General features: G+C 60.4%; 17 protein-coding genes and 2 pseudogenes. 10 read left to right on the top strand and 9 right to left on the bottom strand.

Annotation, left to right across the window (positions count from 1 at the left end; translation table 11 throughout):
• The first annotated feature begins 1 nt into the window (after position 1).
• The 5 genes from F8N80_RS27305 to F8N80_RS27285 are packed head-to-tail and all read left to right on the top strand — an operon-like array spanning position 2 to position 5,894.
• The gene (locus F8N80_RS27305; protein ID WP_150747083.1) at positions 2-946 is read left to right on the top strand and encodes a DUF58 domain-containing protein; all 945 of its coding nucleotides are present in this window, start codon (positions 2-4) and stop codon (positions 944-946) included.
• Positions 943-1,437: a DUF4381 domain-containing protein gene (locus tag F8N80_RS27300; RefSeq protein ID WP_150747082.1), complete on the top strand. Its 495-nt coding sequence runs from the start codon at positions 943-945 to the stop codon at positions 1,435-1,437. Before F8N80_RS27305 ends, F8N80_RS27300 begins: the two co-directional genes overlap by 4 nt.
• The gene (locus F8N80_RS27295; protein WP_150747081.1) at positions 1,430-2,509 is read left to right on the top strand and encodes a vWA domain-containing protein; all 1,080 of its coding nucleotides are present in this window, start codon (positions 1,430-1,432) and stop codon (positions 2,507-2,509) included. Before F8N80_RS27300 ends, F8N80_RS27295 begins: the two co-directional genes overlap by 8 nt.
• Entirely contained in the window at positions 2,506-4,245 is a 1,740-nt protein-coding gene (locus F8N80_RS27290) for a tetratricopeptide repeat protein (protein ID WP_150747080.1), read from the top strand. The genes F8N80_RS27295 and F8N80_RS27290 overlap by 4 nt, the downstream gene beginning before the upstream one ends.
• Positions 4,242-5,894 carry a BatD family protein gene (locus F8N80_RS27285; protein ID WP_150747079.1) on the top strand — a complete coding sequence of 551 codons (1,653 nt, stop codon included), beginning with the start codon at positions 4,242-4,244 and terminating at the stop codon, positions 5,892-5,894. The genes F8N80_RS27290 and F8N80_RS27285 overlap by 4 nt, the downstream gene beginning before the upstream one ends.
• A 61-nt stretch (positions 5,895-5,955) precedes the next feature.
• Here the strand turns inward: F8N80_RS27285 and F8N80_RS27280 are convergent, their stop codons facing one another.
• From F8N80_RS27280 to F8N80_RS27265, 3 genes and pseudogenes are all read right to left on the bottom strand, one after another.
• The gene (locus F8N80_RS27280) at positions 5,956-7,314 is read right to left on the bottom strand and encodes a lytic polysaccharide monooxygenase (RefSeq protein WP_224790770.1); all 1,359 of its coding nucleotides are present in this window, start codon (positions 7,312-7,314) and stop codon (positions 5,956-5,958) included.
• 135 nt (positions 7,315-7,449) lie between these two features.
• A pseudogene (locus tag F8N80_RS31925) lies at positions 7,450-7,656 on the bottom strand (ABC transporter ATP-binding protein); the annotation flags it as partial.
• A 97-nt stretch (positions 7,657-7,753) separates the two neighbouring features.
• Positions 7,754-8,290 (bottom strand): GNAT family N-acetyltransferase, encoded by a 537-nt coding sequence (locus tag F8N80_RS27265; RefSeq protein WP_318186275.1) that lies wholly within the window; start codon positions 8,288-8,290, stop codon positions 7,754-7,756.
• A 414-nt stretch (positions 8,291-8,704) separates the two neighbouring features.
• Between F8N80_RS27265 and F8N80_RS27260 the strand changes: the two genes are divergently transcribed.
• Complete coding sequence (locus F8N80_RS27260; protein WP_150785105.1) at positions 8,705-9,775, top strand: RHS repeat-associated core domain-containing protein; 1,071 nt, start codon at positions 8,705-8,707, stop codon at positions 9,773-9,775.
• Positions 9,776-10,092: 317 nt separating this feature from the next.
• On the opposite strand, the pseudogene F8N80_RS27255 reads toward F8N80_RS27260, so the two are convergent.
• A pseudogene (locus F8N80_RS27255) lies at positions 10,093-11,675 on the bottom strand (ABC-F family ATP-binding cassette domain-containing protein).
• 212 nt (positions 11,676-11,887) lie between these two features.
• Between F8N80_RS27255 and F8N80_RS27250 the strand changes: the two are divergent.
• The 3 genes from F8N80_RS27250 to F8N80_RS27240 are packed head-to-tail and all read left to right on the top strand — an operon-like array spanning position 11,888 to position 17,363.
• Positions 11,888-13,132, top strand: a complete 1,245-nt coding sequence (locus F8N80_RS27250; protein WP_150785103.1) for an exonuclease SbcCD subunit D C-terminal domain-containing protein — start codon at positions 11,888-11,890, stop codon at positions 13,130-13,132.
• Positions 13,129-16,770, top strand: a complete 3,642-nt coding sequence (locus F8N80_RS27245; protein ID WP_150747077.1) for an SbcC/MukB-like Walker B domain-containing protein — start codon at positions 13,129-13,131, stop codon at positions 16,768-16,770. The genes F8N80_RS27250 and F8N80_RS27245 overlap by 4 nt, the downstream gene beginning before the upstream one ends.
• Positions 16,767-17,363, top strand: coding sequence for a glutathione S-transferase (locus F8N80_RS27240; RefSeq protein WP_150747076.1), 597 nt, complete (start codon positions 16,767-16,769; stop codon positions 17,361-17,363). Before F8N80_RS27245 ends, F8N80_RS27240 begins: the two co-directional genes overlap by 4 nt.
• Positions 17,364-17,470: 107 nt before the next feature.
• Here the strand turns inward: F8N80_RS27240 and F8N80_RS27235 are convergent, their stop codons facing one another.
• The 5 genes from F8N80_RS27235 to F8N80_RS27215 all read right to left on the bottom strand — a co-directional run bounded on the left by F8N80_RS27235 (position 17,471) and on the right by F8N80_RS27215 (position 20,058).
• Positions 17,471-17,728, bottom strand: coding sequence for a hypothetical protein (locus F8N80_RS27235; RefSeq protein WP_150747075.1), 258 nt, complete (start codon positions 17,726-17,728; stop codon positions 17,471-17,473).
• Positions 17,725-17,937 carry a hypothetical protein gene (locus tag F8N80_RS27230; protein ID WP_150747074.1) on the bottom strand — a complete coding sequence of 71 codons (213 nt, stop codon included), beginning with the start codon at positions 17,935-17,937 and terminating at the stop codon, positions 17,725-17,727. Before F8N80_RS27230 ends, F8N80_RS27235 begins: the two co-directional genes overlap by 4 nt.
• A 327-nt stretch (positions 17,938-18,264) precedes the next feature.
• Entirely contained in the window at positions 18,265-18,444 is a 180-nt protein-coding gene (locus tag F8N80_RS27225) for a hypothetical protein (protein WP_150747073.1), read from the bottom strand.
• Positions 18,445-18,599: 155 nt separating this feature from the next.
• The gene (locus tag F8N80_RS27220; protein WP_150785109.1) at positions 18,600-19,769 is read right to left on the bottom strand and encodes a lactonase family protein; all 1,170 of its coding nucleotides are present in this window, start codon (positions 19,767-19,769) and stop codon (positions 18,600-18,602) included.
• Positions 19,762-20,058: a DUF5629 family protein gene (locus tag F8N80_RS27215; protein WP_150785102.1), complete on the bottom strand. Its 297-nt coding sequence runs from the start codon at positions 20,056-20,058 to the stop codon at positions 19,762-19,764. The genes F8N80_RS27220 and F8N80_RS27215 overlap by 8 nt, the downstream gene beginning before the upstream one ends.
• A 244-nt stretch (positions 20,059-20,302) precedes the next feature.
• On the opposite strand from F8N80_RS27215, the gene F8N80_RS27210 reads away from it, so the two are divergent.
• Positions 20,303-25,114, top strand: a complete 4,812-nt coding sequence (locus F8N80_RS27210) for a dermonecrotic toxin domain-containing protein (RefSeq protein ID WP_150785101.1) — start codon at positions 20,303-20,305, stop codon at positions 25,112-25,114.
• The last annotated feature ends 11 nt before the right edge of the window (positions 25,115-25,125 follow it).

Below are 25,125 nucleotides of genomic sequence, written 5' to 3'. Positions count from 1 at the left end.
GATGACTGCCATCCTGCCGACCGAACCGGGCATCCGTGTCAGCCTAGCCGAGCTGATCGAGATGCGCCATCGAGTGCGTGAAGTGCAACTGTTCTCCACGCCGAGCCAGCGCAGCCCGCTGATCGGCCTGCACCATTCGAAACTGCGTGGCCGTGGCGTGGATTTCGATCAGGTGCGGGTCTATCAGGCCGGCGACGACGTGCGCAGCATCGATTGGCGCGTCACCGCCCGCACTCAGGAACCTCACACCAAACTGTTCCACGAAGAACGCGAGCGACCGATTTTCATCATGGTCGAGCAAAGCCGTCGGCTGTTTTTCGGTTCAGGGCTGATGTTCAAATCGGTACTCGCCGCCCAGGCCGCGAGCCTGATCGGTTGGGCGGCGCTGGGCCATAACGACCGGGTCGGCGGCCTGGTGTTCGGCGACAAAGAGCACTACGAGATCAAGCCACGGCGCAGCAAGCAGAGCCTGTTGCAGTTGCTCAACCGCCTGGTGCGGGTCAATCAGTCGTTGCACACCGAAAGCGAGCCGGACCGCGACGCTTTCAACATCGCCCTGCGCCGTGCCCGGGAAGTCCTGCGTCCTGGCAGTCTGGTGATCGTGATCTGCGACGAACGCGCCCTGACCGAGGGCGCCGAACAACAGCTGAGCCTGTTGTCGCGCCATTGCGACCTGTTGCTGCTGCCGGTGTCCGACCCGCTTGATCATGCCCTGCCCGCCGCCGGGCTGTTGCGCTTCGCACAACGGGGGGCGCAACTGGAACTCGACACCCTCAATTTCGACCTGCGCCAGACTTACCGCGCCCAGGCCGAGGCACGCGTCGCGCGCTGGGAACTGCTGGCGCAGAAACTGCGGGTGCTGCTGATGCCGTTAAGCACGCAGAGCGAGATGGTCGAACAACTGCGCGAGTACCTGAACCCAGAACGTCCCGGAAAACGCCGATGAGCAGCCTCGAACAACTGCAACCGCTGATTTCGCCGCCACCGATCGAATTCTGGCCACCGGCGCCGGGTTGGTGGTTATTGCTTCTACTACTGCCCGTGTTCGGTTTCGGCATGTGGCAATTACGACGATTTCTTCCCCACAAGCGCCCCGTCGTGCGCGCCGAACAACCGCTGGACCCGGTACGCGTCGCGGCCCTGGCCGAGCTCGCACTGATGCCCAAGCCCTACGATGGCGCGCCGGCCGGTGCCTGGTTGCAGCAACTCAACGGTTTGCTCAAGCGCCTGTGCCGCAACCACTATCCGTACAGCCAGAGCCACACCCTCAACGGGCGCAAATGGCTGGCCTTTCTCGACAACCGCTGCCCGGCCGCGGGACTGACCCGCTGGATGGTGCTGGTCGAAGGCGCCTACAAACCTGAATGCAAGCTCGACGACAAGGCCATCGCCGGCCTGACTCAAGCGGTCGACACCTGGATTCGCAAGCATGTTTGAGTTCGCCTGGCCGTGGATGTTCGCCCTGCTCCCGCTTCCCTGGCTGTTGCGCGTGGTGCTGCCGGTGGCGGACAGTGGCGAGCCGGCGCTCAAAGTCAGCTTCCTCAGTGACCTCGAAGGCCTGACCCGGCGCCGCGCCCGAGCCAACCTGCCGGCCTGGCGCCAACAAGCGCCGTTCATTTTCTTGTGGTCGTTGTTGTTGATCGCCGCGGCGCGCCCGCAATGGCTCGGCGAGCCGCTGCCGATTGCCGCCAGCGGCCGCGATCTGCTGGTCGCGGTGGACGTGTCCGGCTCCATGGACTTTCCCGACATGCGCTGGCAGGACGACGAGGTCAGCCGTCTGACATTGGTCCAGCATTTGCTCGGCGACTTCCTCGAACGTCGCGAAGGCGACCGGGTCGGTCTGATCCTGTTTGGCAGCCGGGCTTACCTGCAAGCACCGCTGACCTTTGACCGGCGCACCGTGCGGGTCTGGCTCGACGAAGCGCGAATCGGCATCGCCGGCAAGAACACCGCGATCGGCGATGCCATTGGCCTGGCCCTGAAGCGGCTGCGCATGCGCCCGGCGCACAGTCGCGTGCTGATTCTGGTCACCGACGGCGCCAATAATGGCGGCGAAATCAACCCGCTGACGGCGGCGCGGCTGGCGGCAACCGAAGGGGTGAAAATCTACCCCATCGGCATCGGTGCCGATCCGGAGGACAGTGGCACCCTCGGCTTTCTCGGGATCAACCCGAGCCTGGACCTCGACGAGCCGTCCTTGAAAGCCATCGCCGAAGCCACAGGCGGCCAGTACTTCCGGGCCCGCGACGGCAAGGAGTTGCAGGCGATCAAGGACATTCTCGACACACTCGAGCCGGTGATGCAACAACCCACCCAGGCGCGTCCGGCCCAGGCCTTGTATCACTGGCCGCTGGCAATGGCGTTACTGCTGAGCATGCTGCTGGTGGTCCGCGAGCGCTGGCCGGACAACCCCTTGCAGCGCCTGTTTACCAAGGAGATGTTCTTGCAATCGCAACGGCCCGACTGGCGCCGGCGGCTCAAGCGCCTACGCCTGCGGAGGCGCCGATGAGTGCGCTCTGGCCCTTTTGGTTCCGCCCCTGGTGGCTGCTGCTGTTGCCGGTACTCGGCTGGCTGCTGTGGCAACTCTGGCACCGACAGAAACGTGCCGGGCGCTGGCAGATGATTCTGCCGCCGGCGTTTCATGCGGCATTGCTCAGTGGTGGCAGCGGTCGCGACAGCAAACTGCCATGGATCGCCCTGGGCGTGGCGTGGATGCTGACCATTCTGGCGTTGCTGGGACCGGGTTGGGAGCGTGTCGAGCAAGCCAGTCAGAAGCCGGCCGATCCGCTGGTGGTGATCCTGGAACTGACCCCCGAAATGCTCGCCACCGACGTGACGCCGAACCGCCTGGAACAGGCGCGGCGCAAGCTGTTCGACTTGCTGCAACACCGCAGCGATGCCCAGACGGCCATCGTCGTCTACGCCGGTAGCGCCCACACCTTGGTGCCGCTGTCGGATGACCTGTCCACCAGCCGCAACCTGCTGGATGCGCTCAAGCCGTCGCTGATGCCCCAGGCCGGCCATCGCGCCGATCTGGCGGTGGCCAAGGCCCTTGCCCTGCTGGATCAGGGCGCCCTTGGCGAGGGTCGGATCCTGCTCATCGGTTCGACCCTGACCGAACAGGAACGTCAAGGTATCCGTCAGGCGCTGGATGGCAAATCGACGCAGTTCCTGATGCTCGGCATCGGCACCGCCGAAGGGGCGCCGATCACGCAGGAGGACGGCAGTTTCCTCAAGGACGATCAGGGCGCGATTCTGGTGCCGCATCTGGACGAACCCAGCCTGAAAGCCTTTGCCAATGCACTGGACGGACGCTATCGCCACGCGCGCCTGGACGATGCCGACCTGCGTGCGCTAGGGCTGTTCGACGGCCCGCGCACACTGATCAATGACGGCCAGACTGTGCGCCTCGACTCCTGGGCCGATCAGGGCTACTGGCTATTATTGCCGCTGTTGCTGCTGGCAGCCTGCGCCGGTCGCCGCGGCTGGCTGCTCTGCCTGCCGCTGCTGTTGCTGCTGCCGCAACCCGGCTACGCCTTCGACTTCGAAGACCTGTGGCGCCGGCCCGATCAGCAGGGTATGCACCTGCTCAACCAGAAGCGCCCGGCCGAGGCTGCGCAGCATTTCGCCGACCCGCAATGGCAGGGCGTGGCGCTGTATGAGGCCGGCGACTACGGTGGCGCCGCTCAGCGGTTCGCCGCAGGCAACGACGCCCACGCCCACTACAATCGTGGCAATGCCCTGGCCAGGAGCGGTGAGCTGGAAGCGGCGCTGGATGCTTACGAACAGGCGCTCGAACGTCAGCCGGATTTACGCCCGGCGTTGACCAACAAGGCGCTGGTGGAACAGTTGATCAAGCAGAAAAACACCCCGCCGCAGGTAGAGCCGGAGCAAAACCCGGGCGACGAAAACCAGGCCAACCCGCAAGAACCACCGCCCGGCGCGGTCACTCAACCGTCGAGCAACGGCGAGCCGCAAACCGACGCCCAACAGGCCACGACAGATGCCGGGCAGCCGCCCGCAACGCCGCCGAAACCGGGCACCAACGAAGTCCCGGGCAGTGAGCTGGGGGATGAACAACACACCAGGCCGCCCTTGCGCCCGGCCACTGCCAGCATCGATGGCGAGCAGCGCCAGGCGTTGGAGCAATGGCTGCGCAAGATCCCGGATGACCCGGGTGAATTGCTCAGACGCAAATTCTGGTACGAACAGCAACAACATCAGGATCAGGGAAAAACTCGATGACCCGCTTCACCCTCTCCATGCTCGCCTTGCTGCCCGCCCTGTTGCTCTGCACCATCAGGGCCCAGGCCGTGGAGTTGGTCACCAGTGTGGATCGCAGTCGCCTGAACTCCGGCGAGACGGTCGAACTGACCCTGGAAACCACCGACGTCACGCAGTTCGGCAAGCCTGACCTGACGCCGCTGGAGCCACTGTTCGAAGTGCGCGGCACCCGTCAGGTCAATCAGTCCACCACCCTTGACGGCGACAACCGTGCGACCACCCGGTGGATCATCACCCTGCTGCCTCGGCAGAACGGCAGCGTGGAGATTCCGGTGCTGCAACTGGGTGAGGCGCAGAGCCAGCCGATCACCCTGCAAGTAGTCGAGAGCGAAACCCAGGACAGCAGCAAACCACGGGGCCCGGTGTTCATCGACGCCAGCCTCGACCAACACAGCGTGTACGTACAGGCCCAGGCGATCCTGACCCTGCGTATCTACCATTCGGTGTCGCTGTACGATGACAGCAGCCTGCCGCCCTTGCAGATCGCCGATGTACGCATCGAGCAACTGGGCGAGTCGCGCACCTTTGAGAAAGACATCAATGGCCTGCGCCACGGCGTGATCGAAATGCGCTACGCGATCTACCCGCAACACAGTGGTGAACTGATCATTCCGGCGCAGATCTTCAATGCCGCCCTGGTGGACGCCAGGCCGCCTCAGGACGCCACCTCCCAAGCCCCGAAATCCGGCAGACTGATGCGCGTCAGCTCCTCCGAGATCATGCTGACGGTCAAGGCCAAGCCGAGCGCTTACCCGGCCGATGTGCCCTGGCTGCCGGCTCGAAGCCTGAGCCTGAGCGAAAGCTGGAACCCGCCACCGGATCACGCTCAGGTGGGCGATTCGCTGACCCGCCGTCTGACCGTGAAGGCCGAGGGCCTGGCCAGTTCGCAATTGCCGCCGTTGCCCCTCACCGATGTCAACGGCTTGCGGCGCTATCCGGATCAGCCGGTGCTGGGCAACCAGAACAGCGAACGGGGCCTGATCGGCAGTCGCGAAGACCGCGAAGCCCTTGTGCCGACCCGTAGCGGCGCCATCGAGCTGCCTGCGGTGGAAGTGACCTGGTGGAACACCTTCGAGGATCACCTGGAACACAGCAGCCTGCCGGCCCAGACCCTGCAAGTGGCGAACAATCCTGGCCTGATGGTCGATACCCCGACCGGCGCTTCGCCAGCCATTTCCGCCGTCGACAGCGCAACCCTCTGGCGCTGGAAACTCAGCTCCCTGATCCTCGCCTGCACCACCCTCCTGGGCTTCGGTCTCTGGTGGCGCGCCCGCTGGCAACCGGCGATCCTGCGTGCCGCGCAGACCGGCCCGAGCCCGCGTACGGTGCTCGACGAGCTCAAGCGTGCCTGTCAGGCCAACTCCCCCCACGCCACTCGCCAGGCCCTCGACGCCTGGGCCCGACAACAACCGGAAACCCTCGCCGAAATGGCCGCTCGCTTCGTACCGCTGTCCAATGCCCTCGACGGGCTCAACGGCGCGCTCTATAGCGAAACCGGCCAGTATTGGCAAGGTGAGGAACTGTGGCGGGCGATCAAGGCGATCCCGATTGCCGATCGGGTGCAGGCTCCGGTGGGCGACAGTGGGTTGCCGCCGCTTTATCCGAAGTAAGATTTGCCCTGGAGCCAAGTGCGGAGCAATCACTCTGAGAATGAATGCTCCGTTGAGGCGATCAAGGATGCTTGACCCAAAGCACCTCGCTTGACTCCAGCCCCGGCGCCCAGTCGGCCGTGTACGACGTGTGTTTTTGCAAACAACGCCAGATACCGCCGTTATGACTCACGAGTTCATTGGTTTCATACAAGGCATTGAGCTTCCATGCCGGATGACCACCACCAGCGCCTTGAGTGCTGACGATCAAGACATTACTGGCTGACGACAGCCTGTCATTCACATCGCGCGCTTTCACCGTATACCTGAACTCCGTATCTGGAGTCAGGCCCGTGTCCTCAAAGGCTGTTTGGTTTGCGCTTACCGATTTTATTTGCTTTTCGTCCCGGAAAATCAAGTAGTCCACAATCGGCGCGTTACCGACGGAGCGACCCCACATCAGGCTGATGCTGTGCTCTGTCGACCCCATGCTGTGCAGGTCCGTCGGAGCGGTAGGCCCTTCCCCGCCCTCTGGCAACGTATGCACTTGAACTGGCCGGCTTGGCGCCGAGGCAGTGCCGCGATCATCGATGGCGCAGATGGCGTAGTTGTACTGGGTATCTGGCTCCACGCTGTTATCGGACCAAATGAGAAGCGGCGCATCAACCTGCACCAACAGGGCCCCGTTACGCGTAATACGGTAGGAGGCAATAGGGCGTGGACCCGTTGCCGCGTTCCATTTTAGCGACACCTGCTTGTCGGTGACGTTTTCAGCGGTAAGTCCGGTCGGCGGCTCGGGACGTTCACCTCCTCCGTCGTGGGGCAGAAAATTCAGGTCCACAACCTGATAGAACGCCATCGAAGTGTTGGCCACCTCCCAAACGGCCAGCATCACGTGGTAACCCTCACGCGTGGGCAGCGGAACCGGATGCGTGGTCGGTTTAGGGGGCATCATTTCTTCGCCATAAGACCAATGCGGTTGCAGATTGATCTGCACCGTGTAAAACGGCGCTGCTTCGAACTGATCGCGCGACAGGACCTTGTCAGGATCCCACCCCTCTTTCGTCAGGAAATAATTCCAGCGCCGGGTTTTGTGCCTGGCGCTGTAATCCCATGAAATATCCAGTGTTTCGCCGCTTCGTACATCGTGTTTTGTCCAGTGGCTACCTGGCGCATCCAGCTGTGCGCCGGTGAGTTGACCGGCACTGGCAATTTTGCCGTCAGGCGGTGGCGCGACACTTTTGTCGTCGTCTTTGGCGAAAGCATCTGTCAGCCCCCCCAAGATATGCGGAAAAAACTTCCCGGACTCGCGTTGATTCAGAGCCCCTTCATCCAGCCTGCCCGCCTCCCATTCAAACCACGCCCTGGACGCCGGTGAAAAGACATGACCATGACGTGGAGTGTTGCTTCTACTGGCAATGTTTGAATGACGCTGTGACATGATGTTTCTCCATTTTAAGTGAGCCATTGATTCCTGCGCCGTAATGGCGAAGCTCAGGAATCATTTAAGCAGCGGGCTCACCGCCACGGATACTGTCAAAACTGTCAGTTCGCATGACCGTTCGTAGGTTTTTCTCTAGTTGTGGAGGTGGAACTCGGCGTCAAGATGAATGGCCTGTAAAAAAGCGCTGTCGTGAGAGACCACGATCAATGCCCCTTGGTACTGATCAAGCATCTGTTCCAGTGCGATTCGACTGGGCAGGTCCAAATGGTTGTCCGGTTCGTCCAGCAACAGCAATTGCGGTGGCCGCTGTGCATACAACTGCGCGGTAACTGCACCACGACGTAAACCCGCCCTTCGCGGCGGACGATGCCGCCGGGGGGCCGTTGTTTGCCCGTAAGAAGCCGGCCAAGCAAGGACTTGCCACAGCCATTGGCACCTACGATGCCGGTGGCCCTGGCGCTGAAAATGCGGGATCGATCCACTCCATGGTTTGCACGGTGATGTCCGGGTGGCTGGCCAGCCATTCGAACTCGTCGATGAATACAAAACCTTGCCGCTTGTAGAAATTCGTAGCGCGTGCGTTGGAGGGAGAGACGCCCAGAACCATGCGTTCGAAGCCAAGTGACAAGGCGCGCGCCCTGAGCACCTCGACGAGGCGCTGGGCAACACCACCGCCCCGTAGTTCATGCTTGACCCACATACCGATCAGGTTGAAACGCCGCTGCCGATCAATGCCACCGCCGATCATCCCGACCGGCAGTTCCTGGTCGATGGCCAACCAGAAATACGGTGCCTGTTGCGCCGAGGCGAGGCTCCTCCAGCGCTCATCGCTGTAGTTGACAGCGTCCGCATGACTGACGCCGAAAGCGATGGGCGAATCGGACAACGCCTGCAGTCGGATCGACTTCAAATACTCCCAGTCCTGGATATCGGTTTCACGGATCATCATTCCGGCCACCTCCGAATGCAGCATGCTTGAACTCGGCTGCCATTTGGCTCTACGAGCCGATAATGGCAATACCAGATCGATGCTGAACATTACTAAATGCTGCCAACGAGCACCACCACTCTCCCGCCCACCAACTCGTGTTTTTATTCACAAAAAAAGGGATTGAACACTATTGGTCATACCGGATTGGGGCTGGAGTAATCGCAGGTGCCAAAGGTGAGCATAACGTGATGATTCAACAGAAAAAAAGAGCGGTCTAAAAGTATTAAGGTTAAACGCCAAATTGACTCGAGACCGGCTAATGGGCGCCTCGTTTTTTCGTTCTTTTAATGCAAACTTTTGACGTCCCAAGCGCACCTATCAGTTCTGCTAGTACCCAACCATTGCGAAACCTTCAATACTGAGCGCCTGCAATTCGGGCCTTCGGAGCAACCACCCGTGAAATCGCCGCGCGAAACCGTACTCTGCCAATACCGCTACGACCCCCTTGATCGACTGATCAGTCACGCCCTGCCATTTACCCCCGAGCGCCAGCGCTTTTACTGCAAAAGCAGGCTGGCCTCCGAGATACAGGGCGCGATGGGCTTTTCGATTGTCCAGCATGGCGATAAGCTGTTGGCGCAACAGCGAAGTGAGGGTGATGCGCCCGATTCCACGCTGCTGGCCACCGATCAGCAGCGTTCGGTGATGCAGTCGCTCAAGGCTGCTCATCCACCTCAGCCCATCGCCTATTCGCCCTATGGTCATCGCCCTGTTGAAAGCGGATTACTCAGCCTGCTCGGTTTCAACGGCGAACGGCCGGATCCGGTGACTGGACATTATTTGCTGGGAAATGGCTATCGGGCGTTTAATCCAGTGCTAATGCGTTTTAACAGCCCTGACAGTTTGAGTCCGTTTGATAAGGGCGGATTAAATGCGTACGTGTACTGTTTGGGCGATCCGATAAACAGACACGACCCAAATGGACAGTATTCGTTTTTCTCTCTTGTAAAATCTCTCGTAACCCGGAAAGTAACGTACAAAAGCTCCTCTTATATCGACCAAACTATAGTAAAAAGCGCAAACCCACTAAAAATAATAAAAGGCCTAAAACTTAAAGACAAATTAAAATTTAAAACCCGTGAAATAGAAAAACTGAAGAGCATCGAGCGCAAAGATAGAAGCGCACAATTCTTAAAAGATTATGAAATATCAAACGCCCCACGCGCAGATGAAAAAGAATACGCTCCACATGAAAGATTTTTGAGAAGCAAAAACGGAAAACTCATATTAGATCGGTTAACCAACCAGAACAGAACGCCTATAGAGCTAGACTACCTTGAATACGAAAAAATAAAACTTTATCGGGACCCACTCCCAGGAATACCCTCCTTTCTAGCACACAGGTATTTACATACTTTGCAGGATATACGCCCCCCAGAGTTATCCCTGCGCAGATCGGAAATAAGGAAGATCTTAGACGACATCGAAACCATCAGCCCTGGTTATTTCTTCTATAAAATCGAATGATGCAGTGCTCCCGATTTCCGTCAGGAGCTCATCATAGTACCTCCCATTGCCAGCGTCGAAAAAGTCTACCTCTACGCAAAACCGGTAGACTTTCGGAAGCCCATTGGTAGCCAGCCTGGCGGCGCTGATCAGACTGAATATCATGGTCGCGATGTTTCACCCGTGCCCTTTTTTCCTGAATCGCCACTGTAACCGCGTCAAAGAGTAGTATTGGGAGCGCAAACGGCTTGTGCCAGAAACCAGCGAGCAGTGGACATCGTGCCGATGCAGATCCGGTGGGTGACCGCAGTTTGCTGCAGCTTTATCCAAATTGACGCCTAGTTGCCGAGATGGAACTCGGCGTCCAGATGAATGGCCTGTAAAAAAGCGCTGTCGTGAGAGACCACGATCAATGCCCCTTGGTACTGATCAAGCATCTGTTCCAGTGCGATTCGACTGGGCAGGTCCAAATGGTTGTCCGGTTCGTCCAGCAACAGCAATTGCGGGGGTCGCTGTGCATATAGCTGCGCAGCCAAGGCTATTTTCAGGCGTTCGCCACCGCTTAACTGGCAAGTTTTGAGCATCGCACGGTCCGCATCAATCCCCATCTGCGCCAACCGGGTTCGCGCCTCGGCTTCGGGCAATTGCGGATTGCTCTCGTAGAGCCATTGCACCGCCGTGCGCTCGGGGTGCTGCAATCCGGCGTGTTGATCCAGCCAGCCGACCTGGCAACTGCGTATGAGCTCGCCTTCGCGCACCGGCAGGTGGCCGGCGATTACCTGCAGCAGGGTCGACTTGCCGCTGCCGTTGGCACCCAGGATCGCCATGCGCATCGGCCCCGTCAGCGTCAGGTTGATCGGCAACCTGTGACCGAACGGCAGCACGACGTCGTTGAGTTGCACTATCAGCTTGCCATGGGGCACCGCGCTTTCCGGGGACAGCATCATGCGTTGAATGTCCGGCGCACACCGCGCCCAGGCCTCGGCAATACGTTGTTGTTGCTGCTCCCGGGCCAGCTGTTGATTGAGGCGCAGTTTCCCCTGGCTGTTTTCACTGCGTTCTTTCTGGGCGTTGGTGATCAGCTTGGTCTGATTGCTGTCGCGGGCCTGACGGTCGCCGCGGGCATTACGCCGTTGCTGACGCTCCATCTGCACGATCCTCTCGCGTTGTTCGCGCCTGGCCTGTGCCCGCTCACCTTGCAATGCTGACTGGAACGACTGCTGCTCCTGCTCGCGCGCCGCCGCATACTGACTGTAGTTGCCGCCATAGGCCGCCAACCCCAGGGGCGAAAGCTCGACGATTTCGTTCATATGCTCCAGAAGGCCCCGGTCGTGGCTGATCAACACCAGGCCGTTGGGCCAGCGATCGATCTGCTGCGCGAGCTTGAGTTGCTGATCAATATCGAGGTGGTTGCTGGGCTCATCGAGAATGAGCCAGTCGGCCCGGGACAACCACGCCCCCAGCAGCGCCACCCGCTGCCGCTCGCCACCACTGAGGGTGTCGGTGCGCGAGTCGGCATTCAAATGGCCCAGACCGATCTGCTCCAGCTCTGCCTCAAGGCGTGTGGCGCAATCCCACTGGTCGACCGCCAGCGCATGGTCCTCATCGTCGACGCTACCCTGGGCAATGCGATCCAGTGCCGCCAGAACAGGTTCGACGCCAGCCAGCGCGGCAACGCTGGGATAGCGCTCGGGTTCCAGTAACTGCGCCACGGCGTAAACCTGCCCTTCGCGACGCACGGTGCCACTGGTGGGCCGTTGTTCGCCCGTCAGAAGCCGGCCAAGCAAGGACTTGCCGCAGCCATTGGCGCCCACGATGCCGGTGGCCCTGGTGCTGAAGGTGTGGTTCAAGTCATCGAACAGAACGCGCCCGTCGGGCAGGTTAAGGACACTTGATCAAGTTGAAGTAATTGTTGGGTCATGACGCGTCCTTAAACATTCAAACTCCCTGATGGTGTGCAACAGCATCCGCCTCGTCATCTCGGACTGCTGTCTACCATACTGCGACCTCACACGATCGATAGGCAATTTTTCAAAGCTTTCAGCATCCCCGGTCTTTTGCCATTAAACTCTCTGCCCTTTAGCCGCCATCATTTTCCTCGCGGCCATTACCTTATTTCCTACGGAGTACGCCTTGCGTCTGTTCCACACCTCCGACTGGCACCTTGGACAAAACCTGCACGGCCAGGACCGCGATTTCGAACACGGTTGTTTCCTCGACTGGCTGCTGCGCCAGCTCAAGCTGGATCAGCCCGATGTACTGCTGATCGCCGGCGATATCTTCGACACGGTCAACCCGCCGGTCAAAGCCCAGGAACGCCTGTACGATTTCATCGTCAGCGCCCACGAGCAGCAGCCGAAGCTGACCATCGTGATGATCGCCGGCAACCACGATTCCGGCTCGCGCATTGAACTGCCCGCGCCGTTGATGCGCCGTTTGCGCACCCATGCCCTCGGTCGGGTGCTGTGGCTGGACGATGGTCAACTCGACGCCGAGCGGCTGCTGCTGCCCTTGCCGGATGCCAAGGGCAAAACCGTCGCCTGGTGCCTGGCGTTGCCGTTCCTGCGCCCGGCGGAAGTCACCGGCGCGCATTTGGGTGACAACTACCTGCGTGGTATCGGCCAGGTTCACGAATGGCTGATCGAAGCCGCCAATGCCAAGCGCAAACCGGGCCAGGCGCTGATTGCCATCAGCCATGCGCACATGGCCGGCGGTTCGGTGTCGGAAGACTCCGAGCGCAGCCTGATCATCGGTAATGCCGAAGCGCTGCCCGCCAGCCTGTTCGGGCCGAGCATCAGCTACGTCGCCCTCGGGCATTTGCACAAGCCGCAGAAGGTCAACGGTGAAGAGCGCATTCGCTACAGCGGTTCGCCGATCCCGCTGTCGTTTTCCGAGATCGGTTATCAGCATCAGGTTCTCGACGTCATCCTCGACGGCGAAACCCTGGTCAGCGTCGAACCGAAACTGATTCCCCGCGCGGTGAATCTGCAGCGCATCGGGCCGGCGCCTTTGGCCGATATCTTGCTGCAACTGGCCGACCTGCCGGACATCGACCTGCTGGCCGACGTTCAGCGCCAGCCTTGGCTGGAAGTGCGGGTGTGTCTGGATGAGCCGCAACCCGACCTGCGCCATCAAGTCGAAAGCGCCCTGCATGGCAAAGCCGTGCGCCTGGTGCGCATCGCCGCGCAATACGCCGGCAACGGCAGCCGCGATGGCGTCGATGACGGCACGACGCTGGTCGAACTGGATCAGCTCACGCCCCAGCAATTGTTCAGCCGCGCGTGGCAGGACAGCTACGGCAGCGAGGTCGATGAGCAAACGCTGAACGACTTTGCCCAGTTGCTGCAGGACGTGCAGATGGAGAGCGAGCAACCATGAAAATTCTCGCGATCCGCCTGAAGAACCTCGCCTCGCTGGCCGGTCCGTTCGAGATCGACTTCACCGCTGAACCGCTGGCCAGCGCCGGTCTGTTCGCGATTACCGGCCCCACTGGCGCCGGTAAAAGTACCCTGCTCGATGCGTTGTGCCTGGCATTGTTCGGCGCTGTGCCGCGCTTGAGCAATGCACAGACATCGGCCAAAACGCCGGACGCCGATGGCGAAATCGGCACCGGCGACCCGCGCACCTTGCTGCGTCGCGGCACCGGTGAAGGGTATGCCGAAGTGGATTTCGTCGGCATAGACGGCCGACGTTACCGGGCACGCTGGGAAGCCAATCGCGCTCGGGAAAAAGCCGGCGGCAAACTGCAAGCCAGTCGCCAAAGCTTGCGCGATATCGATCAGGATCAGCTGCTGGCCAGCCAGAAAGTCGAATTCAAAATCCAGCTTGAATCGGTGCTGGGCCTGAATTTCGAGCAGTTCACCCGGGCGGTGCTGCTCGCCCAAAGCGAGTTCAGTGCCTTCCTCAAGGCGAACGACAACGAACGCAGCGAGCTCCTGGAAAAACTCACCGACACGGCGCTCTACACCCGTCTGGGTCGCCGCGCCTTCGACAAAACCAAGGAAGCCCGCGAAACCCACAAGCTGCTGCAGGACCAGGCCACCGGGGTCACGCCGCTGGCGCCGCAAGCCCGGGCGGAGCTGGATGAGCGATTCAACCAGGCGCAACAGCAACTCAAGACGCAGCAGGCGCAACTCAAACAGCTTGAGTTGCAACACACCTGGCTCAAGGACCTGCGTCAGTTGCAGGACGCGCAACACAGCGCCACCGAACAACTGACCGGCGCCCAACAGCATTGGCACAGTCTGGCGGGCGAACGCCTGAAATTGATGCGGCTGGAGCAACTGGCGCCGCAACGGCATCAGTTCGCGCGCAAGGCCGAACTCACCGCCCGTCTTACGCCGCTGGCCGCGCAGATCGAGCAGTACAGCCGCCAGCAAGCCGAGCTGAGTGAGCAGCAGGCGCAACTCGAACTCAGCCTTGCGGCGGCGCAGACCGCGCTGATCGAAGCCCAACGCCAGCACAGCGCCAGCGCACCGCTGCTGCGCCAGGCTTTTGAAGAGCAAAGCACCCTCGCCCGCCTGAATAAGGAAGCCGCTCAGAGTGCAGACCTCAAGCAACAGGCGGAACAGGCCTGCACGCAAGGGCAGCAAAGGATCCAGGGCCTGCTTGAGCAACAACAGCAGGTGGCCGCACGTCTGCAGCGAATCGCCGGAGAGCTTGAACAAAGCACCCATCTGGCACCGCTGAGCGAGGCCTGGAACGCCTATCGCGACCGTCTGCAGCAGCTGATGCTGGTGGGCAATCGCCTGAACCAGGGCCAGGCCGAACTGGCCGCCCTGGAACAGAACGCCACCCGCGCCGCCGAGGAACTGGCAGCGCAAAAGCAGCATCTGGAAGTGCTGTACAAAGAAGTGGGCGCCGAGCCGGAAGCCGTGGCGGAACAGATCCAGCTGCTCGGCAATCTGCTGCAGGACAACCGCAAGCAACTGCGGGCGTTTGAAGAACTGACACGACTGTGGGCCAGCCAGCAGGAACTCGACAAGCGCGGCGCCGAGCTGCAACAGCGCCAGTCGACCGCGCAGCAGGAACGCGAGCGCCTGACCCAGGACGGCGTGAACACCAAAAACCAATTGACGGTCGCCGAACAGACCCTGACCGTCACCCGCGAACTGTTGGAACGCCAGCGTCTGGCCCGCAGTGCCAGTGTCGAAGAACTGCGCGAGCAGCTGCAGGACGACCAGCCTTGCCCGGTGTGCGGCAGCCTTGAGCATCCCTACCATCAGCCTGAAGCCTTGTTGCAGAGTCTCGGTCGGCACGATGAAAGCGAACAGGCCACCGCCCAGAAAGCGGTCGACCTGCTCAAGGAAAAACTGACTGACCTGCGCGCTGAAGTCGGCGGCCTGATCGCTCAGCAAAGGGAATTTCTGCAGCAGCAGGAGCACCTCACCGCGCAGCAACAGCGCCTGACGCCCAGCCTCGAAGCGCATCCGCTCTCGACACCGTTGCTGGCCCAGGACAGGCTCAAACGCGATGCCTGGCTCGCCCGGCAAAACACTCAGCTGAACCAAAGCATCAGCCAGGACGAACAGCGCCAATCCGCCCTGCTCACCCTGCAACAGAATGCCGCGCGCCTGCAACAGCAGTTGCGCAGCGCCGAAACGGCGAGCCAGCAGGCAACCCAGCACCTGGCCAACCAACAACGTGAATTGAACAGTGATCGCCAGCGTCTGGACGAAGAGCTGACGGCATTCGGCACCCTGCTCCCGGCCGAGACCCTGGACGCCTTGCGTAACGAACCTGCCGCCACCTTCATGCAGCTCGACCGACAGATCGCCCAGCGTCTGCAGCAACTCGACCAGCAACGCGATGAACTCGGCGAGCAGCAACAGCGCCAACAAACCCTGGAGAAAGAGCAGGATCGCCAGCAGACCCGTGCCCAGCAACTGGAAGCTGCCCGACAACAATTTACCGCCCTCGCCGAGCAGCAACAGGCGTGCCAGCAGCAACTGACGCAATTACTGGGCGCGCACAGCGGCGCCGAACAATGGCAGTTGCAACTGGATCAGGCCGTGGAACAGGCGCGCACTGGCGAAGCAACGGCCAATCAGCAACTGCAAAACGTGCGCACGGGGCTGGTGCAACTGGCCGCCGAGCTCAAGGCACAGCAGGAACGCCTGCTCGCGCTGGAAACCGAAGATCGGGATTTAAGCGGCAAGATCGCCGACTGGCGCGCCCTGCACCCGGAACTGGATGAAGGCGGCCTGGAACACCTGCTGAGCGTCGACGACCAGCAGGTCAGCGAACTGCGCCAGCAACTGCAACAAAGCGAAAAAGCCATCGAGCAGGCCAGCGTCCTGTTGCAGGAGCGCGATCAGCGGCTGCTCGATCATCAGGCGCAGCACAACGGCAATCTCGACGCCGAGCAACTGGTCACGGCGCTTGCCGAACTGCAAAGCCTGTCGGCCGCCAGCGAACACCAGTGCGCCGAACTGCGTGCCGAACAGGCCGAGGATCAACGCCGACAGAACGCCAATCAGGCCCTGGCGCAGCAGATCGCCGACGCCTACACCGAATATCAGCGCTGGGCCCGCTTGAATGCACTGATCGGCTCGGCCACCGGCGACACCTTCCGCAAAATCGCCCAGGCCTACAACCTCGACCTGCTGGTGCATCATGCCAACGTCCAATTGCGCCAGCTGGTGCGGCGCTATCGCCTGAAACGCGGCGGCAGCATGCTGGGATTGCTGGTGATGGACACCGAGATGGGCGACGAACTGCGTTCGGTGCATTCGTTGTCCGGCGGCGAGACGTTCCTGGTATCGCTGGCACTGGCATTGGGCCTGGCATCGATGGCCTCGAGCACGCTGAAAATCGAATCGCTGTTCATCGATGAAGGCTTCGGCAGTCTCGATCCGGAATCCCTGCAACTGGCCATGGACGCCCTTGACGGCTTGCAGGCCCAGGGGCGCAAGGTCGCGGTGATTTCCCACGTCCAGGAAATGCATGAGCGCATTCCGGTGCAGATTCAAGTCCGGCGCCAGGGCAACGGCCTGAGTACCCTGGAGGTGAAATGAATACCCTGTATTCGTTCCGCCGTTGCCCCTACGCCATGCGGGCGCGCATGGCCCTGCGCTACTGCGGGGTTGCCGTGGACATCGTCGAGGTCAGCTTGAAGGCCAAACCCGCCGAAATGCTCGCGTTGTCGAGCAAAGGCACGGTGCCGGTGCTGAGTGTCGACGGTCAAGTGATCGATGAAAGCCTGTCGATCATGCGCTGGGCGCTGGCACAGAACGATCCGCAGGATTGGTTGCTCAAGGATGATCCTGTCGGGCAGCATTGCATCGTTGAGTTGATCGAAGAGAACGATCAGGTGTTCAAGCTGCACCTGAATCGCTACAAATACGCCGAGCGTTATCCCGAGCAGCCGATGGCGATCTATCGCGCCGAGGGTGAAGTGTTTTTGCGCCAGCTCGATGAGCTGCTGCAGGGCCGTGAGTATTTGCTGGCGAACCATCCCAGTCTGGCGGATGTGGCGCTGATGCCCTTCGTGAGGCAATTCGCCCATGTCGATCGCGAGTGGTTCGCACAGACGCCCTATGGGCGCTTGCAGGCCTGGCTGCAGCGGTTTATCGAATCAGACCTGTTCACATCAATCATGAAGAAATAACCAACCCCTGTAGGAGCGAGGCTTGCCCGCGAAGGCGTCCTCAAGTACGCCAAAAGCTTCGCGGGCAAGCCTCGCTCCTACAGGGGATGGGGGGGTGTCTGGAATATTCAGGCCAACACCGAGCACATCTGCAGCGCCGAGCAATCCACATGGAAGGGTCCAAAAAATCCTTCCTGACGCTTGATCGGCGGATTGCCCGCCAGCAACCCCAAGGCCTTCGCGGTCTCGATGTTGCGCGCCAGGTTGTGATTGGCTTCAATGGCCCGCGCCACCGCCCCCGCCGAACCTTGTCCGATCCCCAGCAGGGAAGATCCATTGGTCATGAACGCCAAAAAGGCGATGACCCAAAGCCTGTAGCCTTTCATGCTCCGGCGATCCCCGCGAGTTCAGCCTGATCGACCATCGCCTTTTGCGAATGGTATTCAAACTGGATACCGGGATGAGCGACTTGAATCGGCGCTTCAGGGGATTGACGCGACTGCGGTGAAAGGCTGACAACCAGCACCATGGCCAGGTAAAGACCGATCGCCACATAGGCGCCGCGTTTGGCAGAAGTGAGGATTGTGTGGGTCATGATGTTCTCCGCAAGCCTGTTTCGATGCCCACAGAATCGATCAAACAAACCCTGATAACCACTCAGGGTTATCCATAGTGACCATCAGCCTGGTTGATCATTAAGCCCGTCTATTTCGGTCTTTGATAAAAGCTATCAGGCGCTCGCGAGCAGCTTCTGGCTCGTCTTGAACGGGCCGGACAGGCAAAAGAATGGGGAAATGGAAAACAGACAATGAGGCGGCCCAAAACGCGTTATGCAGGAGCGACATCACTTCATGGCCTTTCGACTTGGGCGGTCGATCGGCAAGTGACTTCGCTCCTGCATAAAGTGTGCAGGGCTCGGCTTTCAGTGTTGGCTTTTGTGATCCAGGGCGGCGTAGAAGGTGGCACTCTGTTGCAGGTATTTCTGGGTGTAGCTCTGGGCGTGGGATTTTTTGTCGCTGATTTCAACGTTGGCGCTGGCGGGCAGCGCCACGGTGGCGGAGATAGCGGATGCGGCGATGACGGAGAAGAGATTGAAGTTCATGGCGGTAGTCCTCGAAGTCGGTTGGCTTGCCTGCCCGGTGGGGCCGTGGAGCAAACTTAACCTTCGAGGTTGGCGCCTTGAAATCTTTTGTAGCATTAGCAGATATCAGCGTCATTAATAGAACGATGCAGGCCCCATCAACCGGGGCCTGCGGCCTATTGACGCACCAGGAACTCGAGGTCGCTCGGGGCATCCATCGGCAGTTTCTGCACGGTTCTGCCCAGCAGACCGGTCTTGGCATCGCGCTCGACGACGACAATCTGGTTGCTCTTCTGGTTGGCGATCAACAGGAACTTGCCACTCGGATCGAGGCTGAACTCGCGCGGATGATCGCCTTCCACGGAGCGGCGCTGCAGCTCCTTGAGGTGGCCAGTCGCAGGTTCGATGGCGAACACCAGCAACTGATTGGCGGTGCCACGGTTGCTGACGTAGAGGTACTTGCCATCGGCCGAAGCATGCAGCGCCGCCGCGGCCTTGTCGGACACGGGCTGGCCCGCCGCCAGGTCGACCATCTGCGTCTGTTCCAGCCGGCCGTCCCGGTAATCGAACACCGCCACCTGCGCGCTCATTTCCATAGTCAACCACGCGTGTTTGCCATCGGCGCTGAACAGCAGGTGCCGTGGCCCGCTGCCGGGTGGCAACTGGACCGAGGCCGGTTTGGCCGCGGTCAACGGCAGGTCCGGATTGGCCTTGGGGTCGAAGCGATAGACAAAAATCCGGTCCGCCCCCAGGTCATTGGAAAATACATAGCGGCCATCCGGCGATGAGACCGTCGAATGCACATGGGCCGACATCTGCCGCTCGGGATTGACCCGGCTGGCGGGATGACTGCTCATTTGCACCACGGGCTGGAGCTTGCCGTCGGCATCCACCGGCAACACCGCCAGGGTGCCGCCCGGATCTTCGGCCACCGAATAATTGCTGACCAGCAGGTGACTGGCTTCACCGCTGAGGCTCGAATGCGTCGGCTCGTTGCCCAGGCTCTGCACCTGATTGATCAGGCTCAGCTCATGGGTCGTGGGATCGATCGCATAACTGCTGACCCGCCCTACCGGATCCGCCTGCCCCGGGCCGTTTTCATTGACCACGAACAACCGGCGTTGATCCCTGGACAGGGTCAGCCAGGACGGGTTTTCGCTGCTGACCACTTGCAAGGGTCTGGCGTCGATCTGCCCGGTCGAACTGTCGAACTTCAGGCGATAAATCCCTTGGCTCCGGGCGGCGGTGTAAGAACCGACCAGCAACTGATAATCATCAGCCGCCGCCGTCTGAACGCCCATCGCGCCAACGCTGCCGGCGATCAACAGCGGCCAGAGATTACGCATCTTCATGCGTTTCGTCCTCGTCGTCACCACCACCGATCGCATCCATCAGTACCAGCCGGTGCTCGCCGGAATCACCGGTAATGATCCAACTCTTCAAAGTGGGGTCGAAGGTCGCGGCCTGGATCTGGGCCATGCTGAACGCCCAGCGCTTGGCCGCGCGGCCGTCCATGCATTCGATGTGCAGGTTGTCGTCTTCATCGAGGGAGAAATCGAAGGCGTGCAGCCCGTCGATTTCCAGCATGTCGCACTGTTCGAGGGCGTTGAGCAAGGTGTCGGTTACGGCAGTCATGGCAGTCAATCTTTGAAGGGGAAAGTCGCAATGATAGCTCAATGCGGGAGCGGGCCTGTGCCAGTCACTCAACCCACGAACAACACCGAACAACTGTGGTAATGGGTCAACCCTTGTAATATTTGCGGTATCCCAATACTGCACGCGCGACGACGAAATGCGATTTCCTGTGCCGGACCGCTCAGTGGTCTGCTAGCCCGGCAGCCACGAAGGCACCGGATTCAACAGGAAAAAGGATTTCGTCATGCCCGCCGCCAATACCCTCGCGTTACCCACTTCCCTGAGCCCATTGCCCGCCCAGGCCGTTCATGAACGTTTCGCCCATCGCCCGGCGCTGTTTTCAGTGGTTTTCAATGCATTGCGCAGCCAAATCCTGGAACGCTATCCAACCCTGGAAATGGACCTGCGCGCTGTCAAGCTGGCCAGTCCCAGCCCATCGGGAGGCTGGACATTCCAGCTATTGAGCAATGTCGCGGTTAATCATGTCCTGAACCCGCAGCTGCTGGATTGGAGCCCACAACGGGAATTGCCGTTCTACCTGACACAAAAAATCCCCAGCCGCCTGAAGAGCCAGGCCCCGCCCTACATCATCGACATGCAGGTCATCGCCGAAATCATCGATGCGCTGCCATCAACGATCCACATCTACTTCCAGCAGGCACTGGCCGACTATTGGAGCGAAGTCGACGCCCAGGGCGGCAGTCGCTGGCAATGGCTGGGCGAGTTCCTCAACGGCCAGATGACGGCCGCTGCCGCGTCGCGCCCGAACCTGACCCAGACACAACGGGACATGCTGTCGCTCGTCGCCGCCTGGCCGGAACGGCTCAAGCGTCTGTCCCGATCCACGCCGACCACCTATGCCTATTTCATCGAGACCACGCTCACCAGGGACGGGCAGCAAGCGCGCCTTCTGACCCCCGATCTGCTGCTGATCCGCGACAAACAGGTGCTGCTGTACAGCGTGGCCGGGGCTATCGAGTCGTTTGAGTCCATCGATGCCTTCGGCGATGCCTGGGGAGCGAGGATGCAGCGTCAGTTCCAGTTCGACAGCATCACCTGGCGGCGCAACGAACCCGATGGCAATGTCTTCGAGCAGCAAGCCGGGCTGATCCTCAATCAGCAGCTTGAAGACCTGGGGACATTGACGTTTCAGGGTCACAGCGAAAGAGCGCTTGAGCGACGTCTGGAACAAATCACCGATCCCTCTGTGCTTTTTTCCAACATCCCCGAGGGTCCCCCCGCCCTTCTCCAAAAGGTCAGCGACCAGCTGCCCGAGTGGCTCAGGCATGCCGATGTCGGCGACCGTTTCGCCTACCACCGTCATCTGCAGGATATGGCTCAGGTGATCAGGCAAAACCAGGGGCGCTCATTCAACGAAGGCATTACAACCCTCCACAGCTTCAGCCGCGACGCATTGCGCCAGCAGATGCAGACCGATCATGCCGATTACGACCCCGACGATGTGGTTTTGGACTTTGCCGTGGCCGCCGGCTACCCGGGCGGCGCAGGCATTATCGAGCATGTGCGGATGTCGCTGACGGAACTGGCCCTGAAAAATCTTGCCGGCAAACCCAGGGGCACTTTGAAGCTCTCCTCCGCGCGCGGCGGGACACTCCCCCAGTGGCTGAGCGAGGATTATGTGTTGGGCAGCAATGGGTTGATCCAGCGCGTCGACATCGGCACCACCTATTCGCAGAAAATCAAGGACCTGTTGCTGTCCGACACTGCCGACGCCCGGCGACGGGAGTCGCTGTTTACCCGTGAACTCAAGGTCCGGCTGCCGATGCAGGCGCTGGAATGCAAGATCAGGCTCCAGCACGGGGTCTCCACCAAAGGTTACCGTTGTGTGGCGGCGTTGATGGGTGAAACTCCCTCGGACAGAATCGTCGACGGCCAGGAAATCGTCCTGCGGCCGCTGGCCCTGTGCCGAAAACCCGGTGCAGCGCCCGATGAAGTCAATAATATGTTCATTATCGAGCCCCGGGACTCAAGCACTGGCCCGCACCTGCTCTATCGGCCGCTGTACGCCGCCCCCCTGCATCAATACCCGACACGCCAGGCCTTGCTGGATGCGATCGCCACGCCCGGCGAACTGCAAGACAGCGTGCTGACCTGGCTGACGGACAAGGCCCGCCCCGTCTATGACCATGGCGGAATCAGGGAACCGCACATCCTTCACTTCCTCACCGGGGACGAATTCTCATCCTATGAAAAACCGGCACCCGCGACCCTGGCCGTCGACGAGGGTGCCGAAGAATGGCTGCAATCACAAGTCGACGGCAAGCTGCTCCAGCATGTGTTCGGCAGTACTGCACGGGCGCTGGTCGACCTGGCCGATCGCGAGTCGGTGTCCAACAGCGAAAGTCGCTGGGCCATTGTGATGGAAGGTGCGTGGCTGCTGTTCAACACCCTGCTGTTGCCGCTGGTCCGGGGACCGGCCATGTTGGCCGGCTGGCTCCTGGTGTTGGTCAGCAGTCTGGAACAGGATTTGACCGGCCTGGACAGCGACGACCCGACCACCCGCGAGCTGGCGTTGATCGACCTGCTGCTCAATACCGCGATGGTGTTGCTGCATGCGGCCACGCCCTCCAACAGAAGCCGCCAGCCGCTGGCCGATCCGGCCCCGGAAGACAGCGGCCTGCACTTGGCCTCCTGGCGGCGCCCCGCAGGCCTGCCGCACCCGCAAGGCACGCCGGACATCCGACACGGGACGGTAGCCTTGCCTGGGGAGCCTCCGGCCGCAGGACACACGACGCTGGACTTCACTCGCTCGATTCCCAGCCCCAAGGCCAGCGCCAGATTGCTCAATGCGTTGCTCGCTGTCCGCGTGCCTTGGCCCGAATCCCTGCCGCCCCCGGAGGCCGGCGGTTCCTTAAAGGGTCTGTACCGAATCGGCGACACCTGGCACGCCAGCGTCGGCGGGCTGCTGTTTCAGGTCAGCGTCGAGCCCGGCTTCGCCGAGGTCTACCTGATCGATCCAAAGCACCCTGATCATCCCGGCTTCAAGCTGGCCAGCGACGGCCAAGGGCACTGGCGACTGGATCGCAGGGCCCGGCTGGAGGGCGGCATGCCCAAGGAGAGGTTCCAGGCTTGGCACCAAGAGCACTCGAATCGCCTTGAGGTGCTAGGTGCAGAAGTCCAGAGGATGCGTTTGGAGACCATCCCTCTGTACGAGGCCACTCACCGCGCAGAATTGGTAATGGACAGTGCCGGAATCGCCATGGAGGAGCAGCACAAAAAACTGAGGCAGCTTTTTGTATTACGCGCCAATGCGATCGAGGCGCTGAGAGAAACGATCACGGCACGTCATGAACAGCAACAGTCGATTACAGCGCAGTCCAAGGTGCAATGGGATATCGCATTCGATAACTTCAATAAAGCGTTTCAGGCCGAGTTACCTTCGGAGCGCAGGCTCATCGACAAACAAACCGAACTGGTGATGGCCGACAGGACAAACGCGTTAAACCGCCAGCATCGCGATGAAAGAGCCCAGCTCCTCTTCACGTATTGGGGACTGATCTATAACTGTCTGGAGGATGAAGGCCGCTACGTGAGTCAGTCCGAGCGTGGCGAAAGCTACGCTGAGCTTCAGTCCCGTGCCGATGAGCAGCTGAACGCCGGCATCAAAACCGCCTATGAGGAGGTCATCCAAAAGACAAAGGCGCGGTATGAGATAGAAAAAAAGAAAACCGAACCCGCCCAAGAAATAGAAAGACTCCTTCATGAGGCGGACCCCATCCAGCGTAAAAAGCTATTGAGCTATGCACCTTCCGACCAATACATATCCGCCGCAACCGTGAAACAGCAGGAGCTGCTCTTGCTTATCGAGCTGGTGCTGGATCATGCCTGTGTTTCTCAAGAGCCGTCAGAGCTTCACTTCGTTCAACAGGTCTCCAACCAACACCTGTATCGAAGCATCCTTGGGCATTTGGAAATGCGCTCCAGCTCAGGTTACTCGGTGGATGAGCAGAGGGTCGTCCTCAAGGATGTTCTGACGCACTACGAGCGTATGGAGAACGCCATCAATTCATTAACTGAAATGGGTTCCGGTTTCGTGCGGGACGACTATCGAGCAGCTTTTTTGCAGCTGCTTGGTGAGGCCCGTACCAGCCTCGAAACACAACTGGCTGACCTGATCCTCATTGACGAAGGGTTCGCCCTTGCGCCAGCACCCGACAAACCCACTCGGGAAAAACGACCCAGCCGAAAAGTCATCAAGACCCGCAACCAGGGCAGCCTGGTGGGTGACTTGCGTGCGCTCGACCCTCAAGCCCCGGGCAGTTTCGTCGACATCAAGGACCCGGTCACCGGGCAGGCCGTCGCTACCTACCTTGAACATGCCGATGAAGGGGTTTGGGTCGAGGTGGTTACAGCGAGACCGTCGGCACCGGCTCCAGTGCCTGGGGTTCGTTCGTTGAACACGATCAAAAGACAGGCAGAAACCGTAATGGCCGAGCGCGCCGGTATCGAACGCAGGATACGCGACCAACAGAAAAAACTTCTGGATCCCATGCGTCGTGAAACCCTCAGTCCGCTGGATTGGGAGGACATGCTGACGCAGCATGCGAAGAAACTCGAAACCCTGGCCGAGGAAATCCGGCGCGACCACAGCACCGATGCAAACGCCGCCGCGTTGAGCAATACCTACCTTGAGGAAGCGACCGCCGTGACGAAACTGGCCCGCGAAGTTTGCAGCGAGGGGTACAAGCTACAGCTCCCCAAAGCCTCCAATATCGCCTATCTGTGGAAACACGGCTTTGTCGATCTCAATCTGGTCAGCTCGCGCGTTCTCACCAAAGCGGGTGATTATCTGACCGAGTATTCGGTGCGTGAAAAAAACAAACCCGACGTCCTCTGGTATGCGCATTTCCACTACCCCGCCGTCGATACGCCGATATCGCAACATAACTTCGGCCATTTGAAGCGGCCGCAGGAGCGCTTCCAGACGCGTAGACAACTGATCGAAAAAGCCCTCGCAGATCACCGCGCCGTGGTCAATCTGGATAAAGCCGTCATCAAACCGCCCCTGGATCAGGAGCTGTTCCTCAATCTGTAAACGAATTGATA

Origin of the sequence: Pseudomonas fluorescens (genome assembly GCF_902497995.1) — a bacterium.
Lineage (GTDB): Bacteria > Pseudomonadota > Gammaproteobacteria > Pseudomonadales > Pseudomonadaceae > Aquipseudomonas > Aquipseudomonas fluorescens_BK.
The sequence above is the reverse complement of the archived record's forward strand: the minus strand, read 5'-3'. Positions and strand labels throughout refer to the sequence as shown.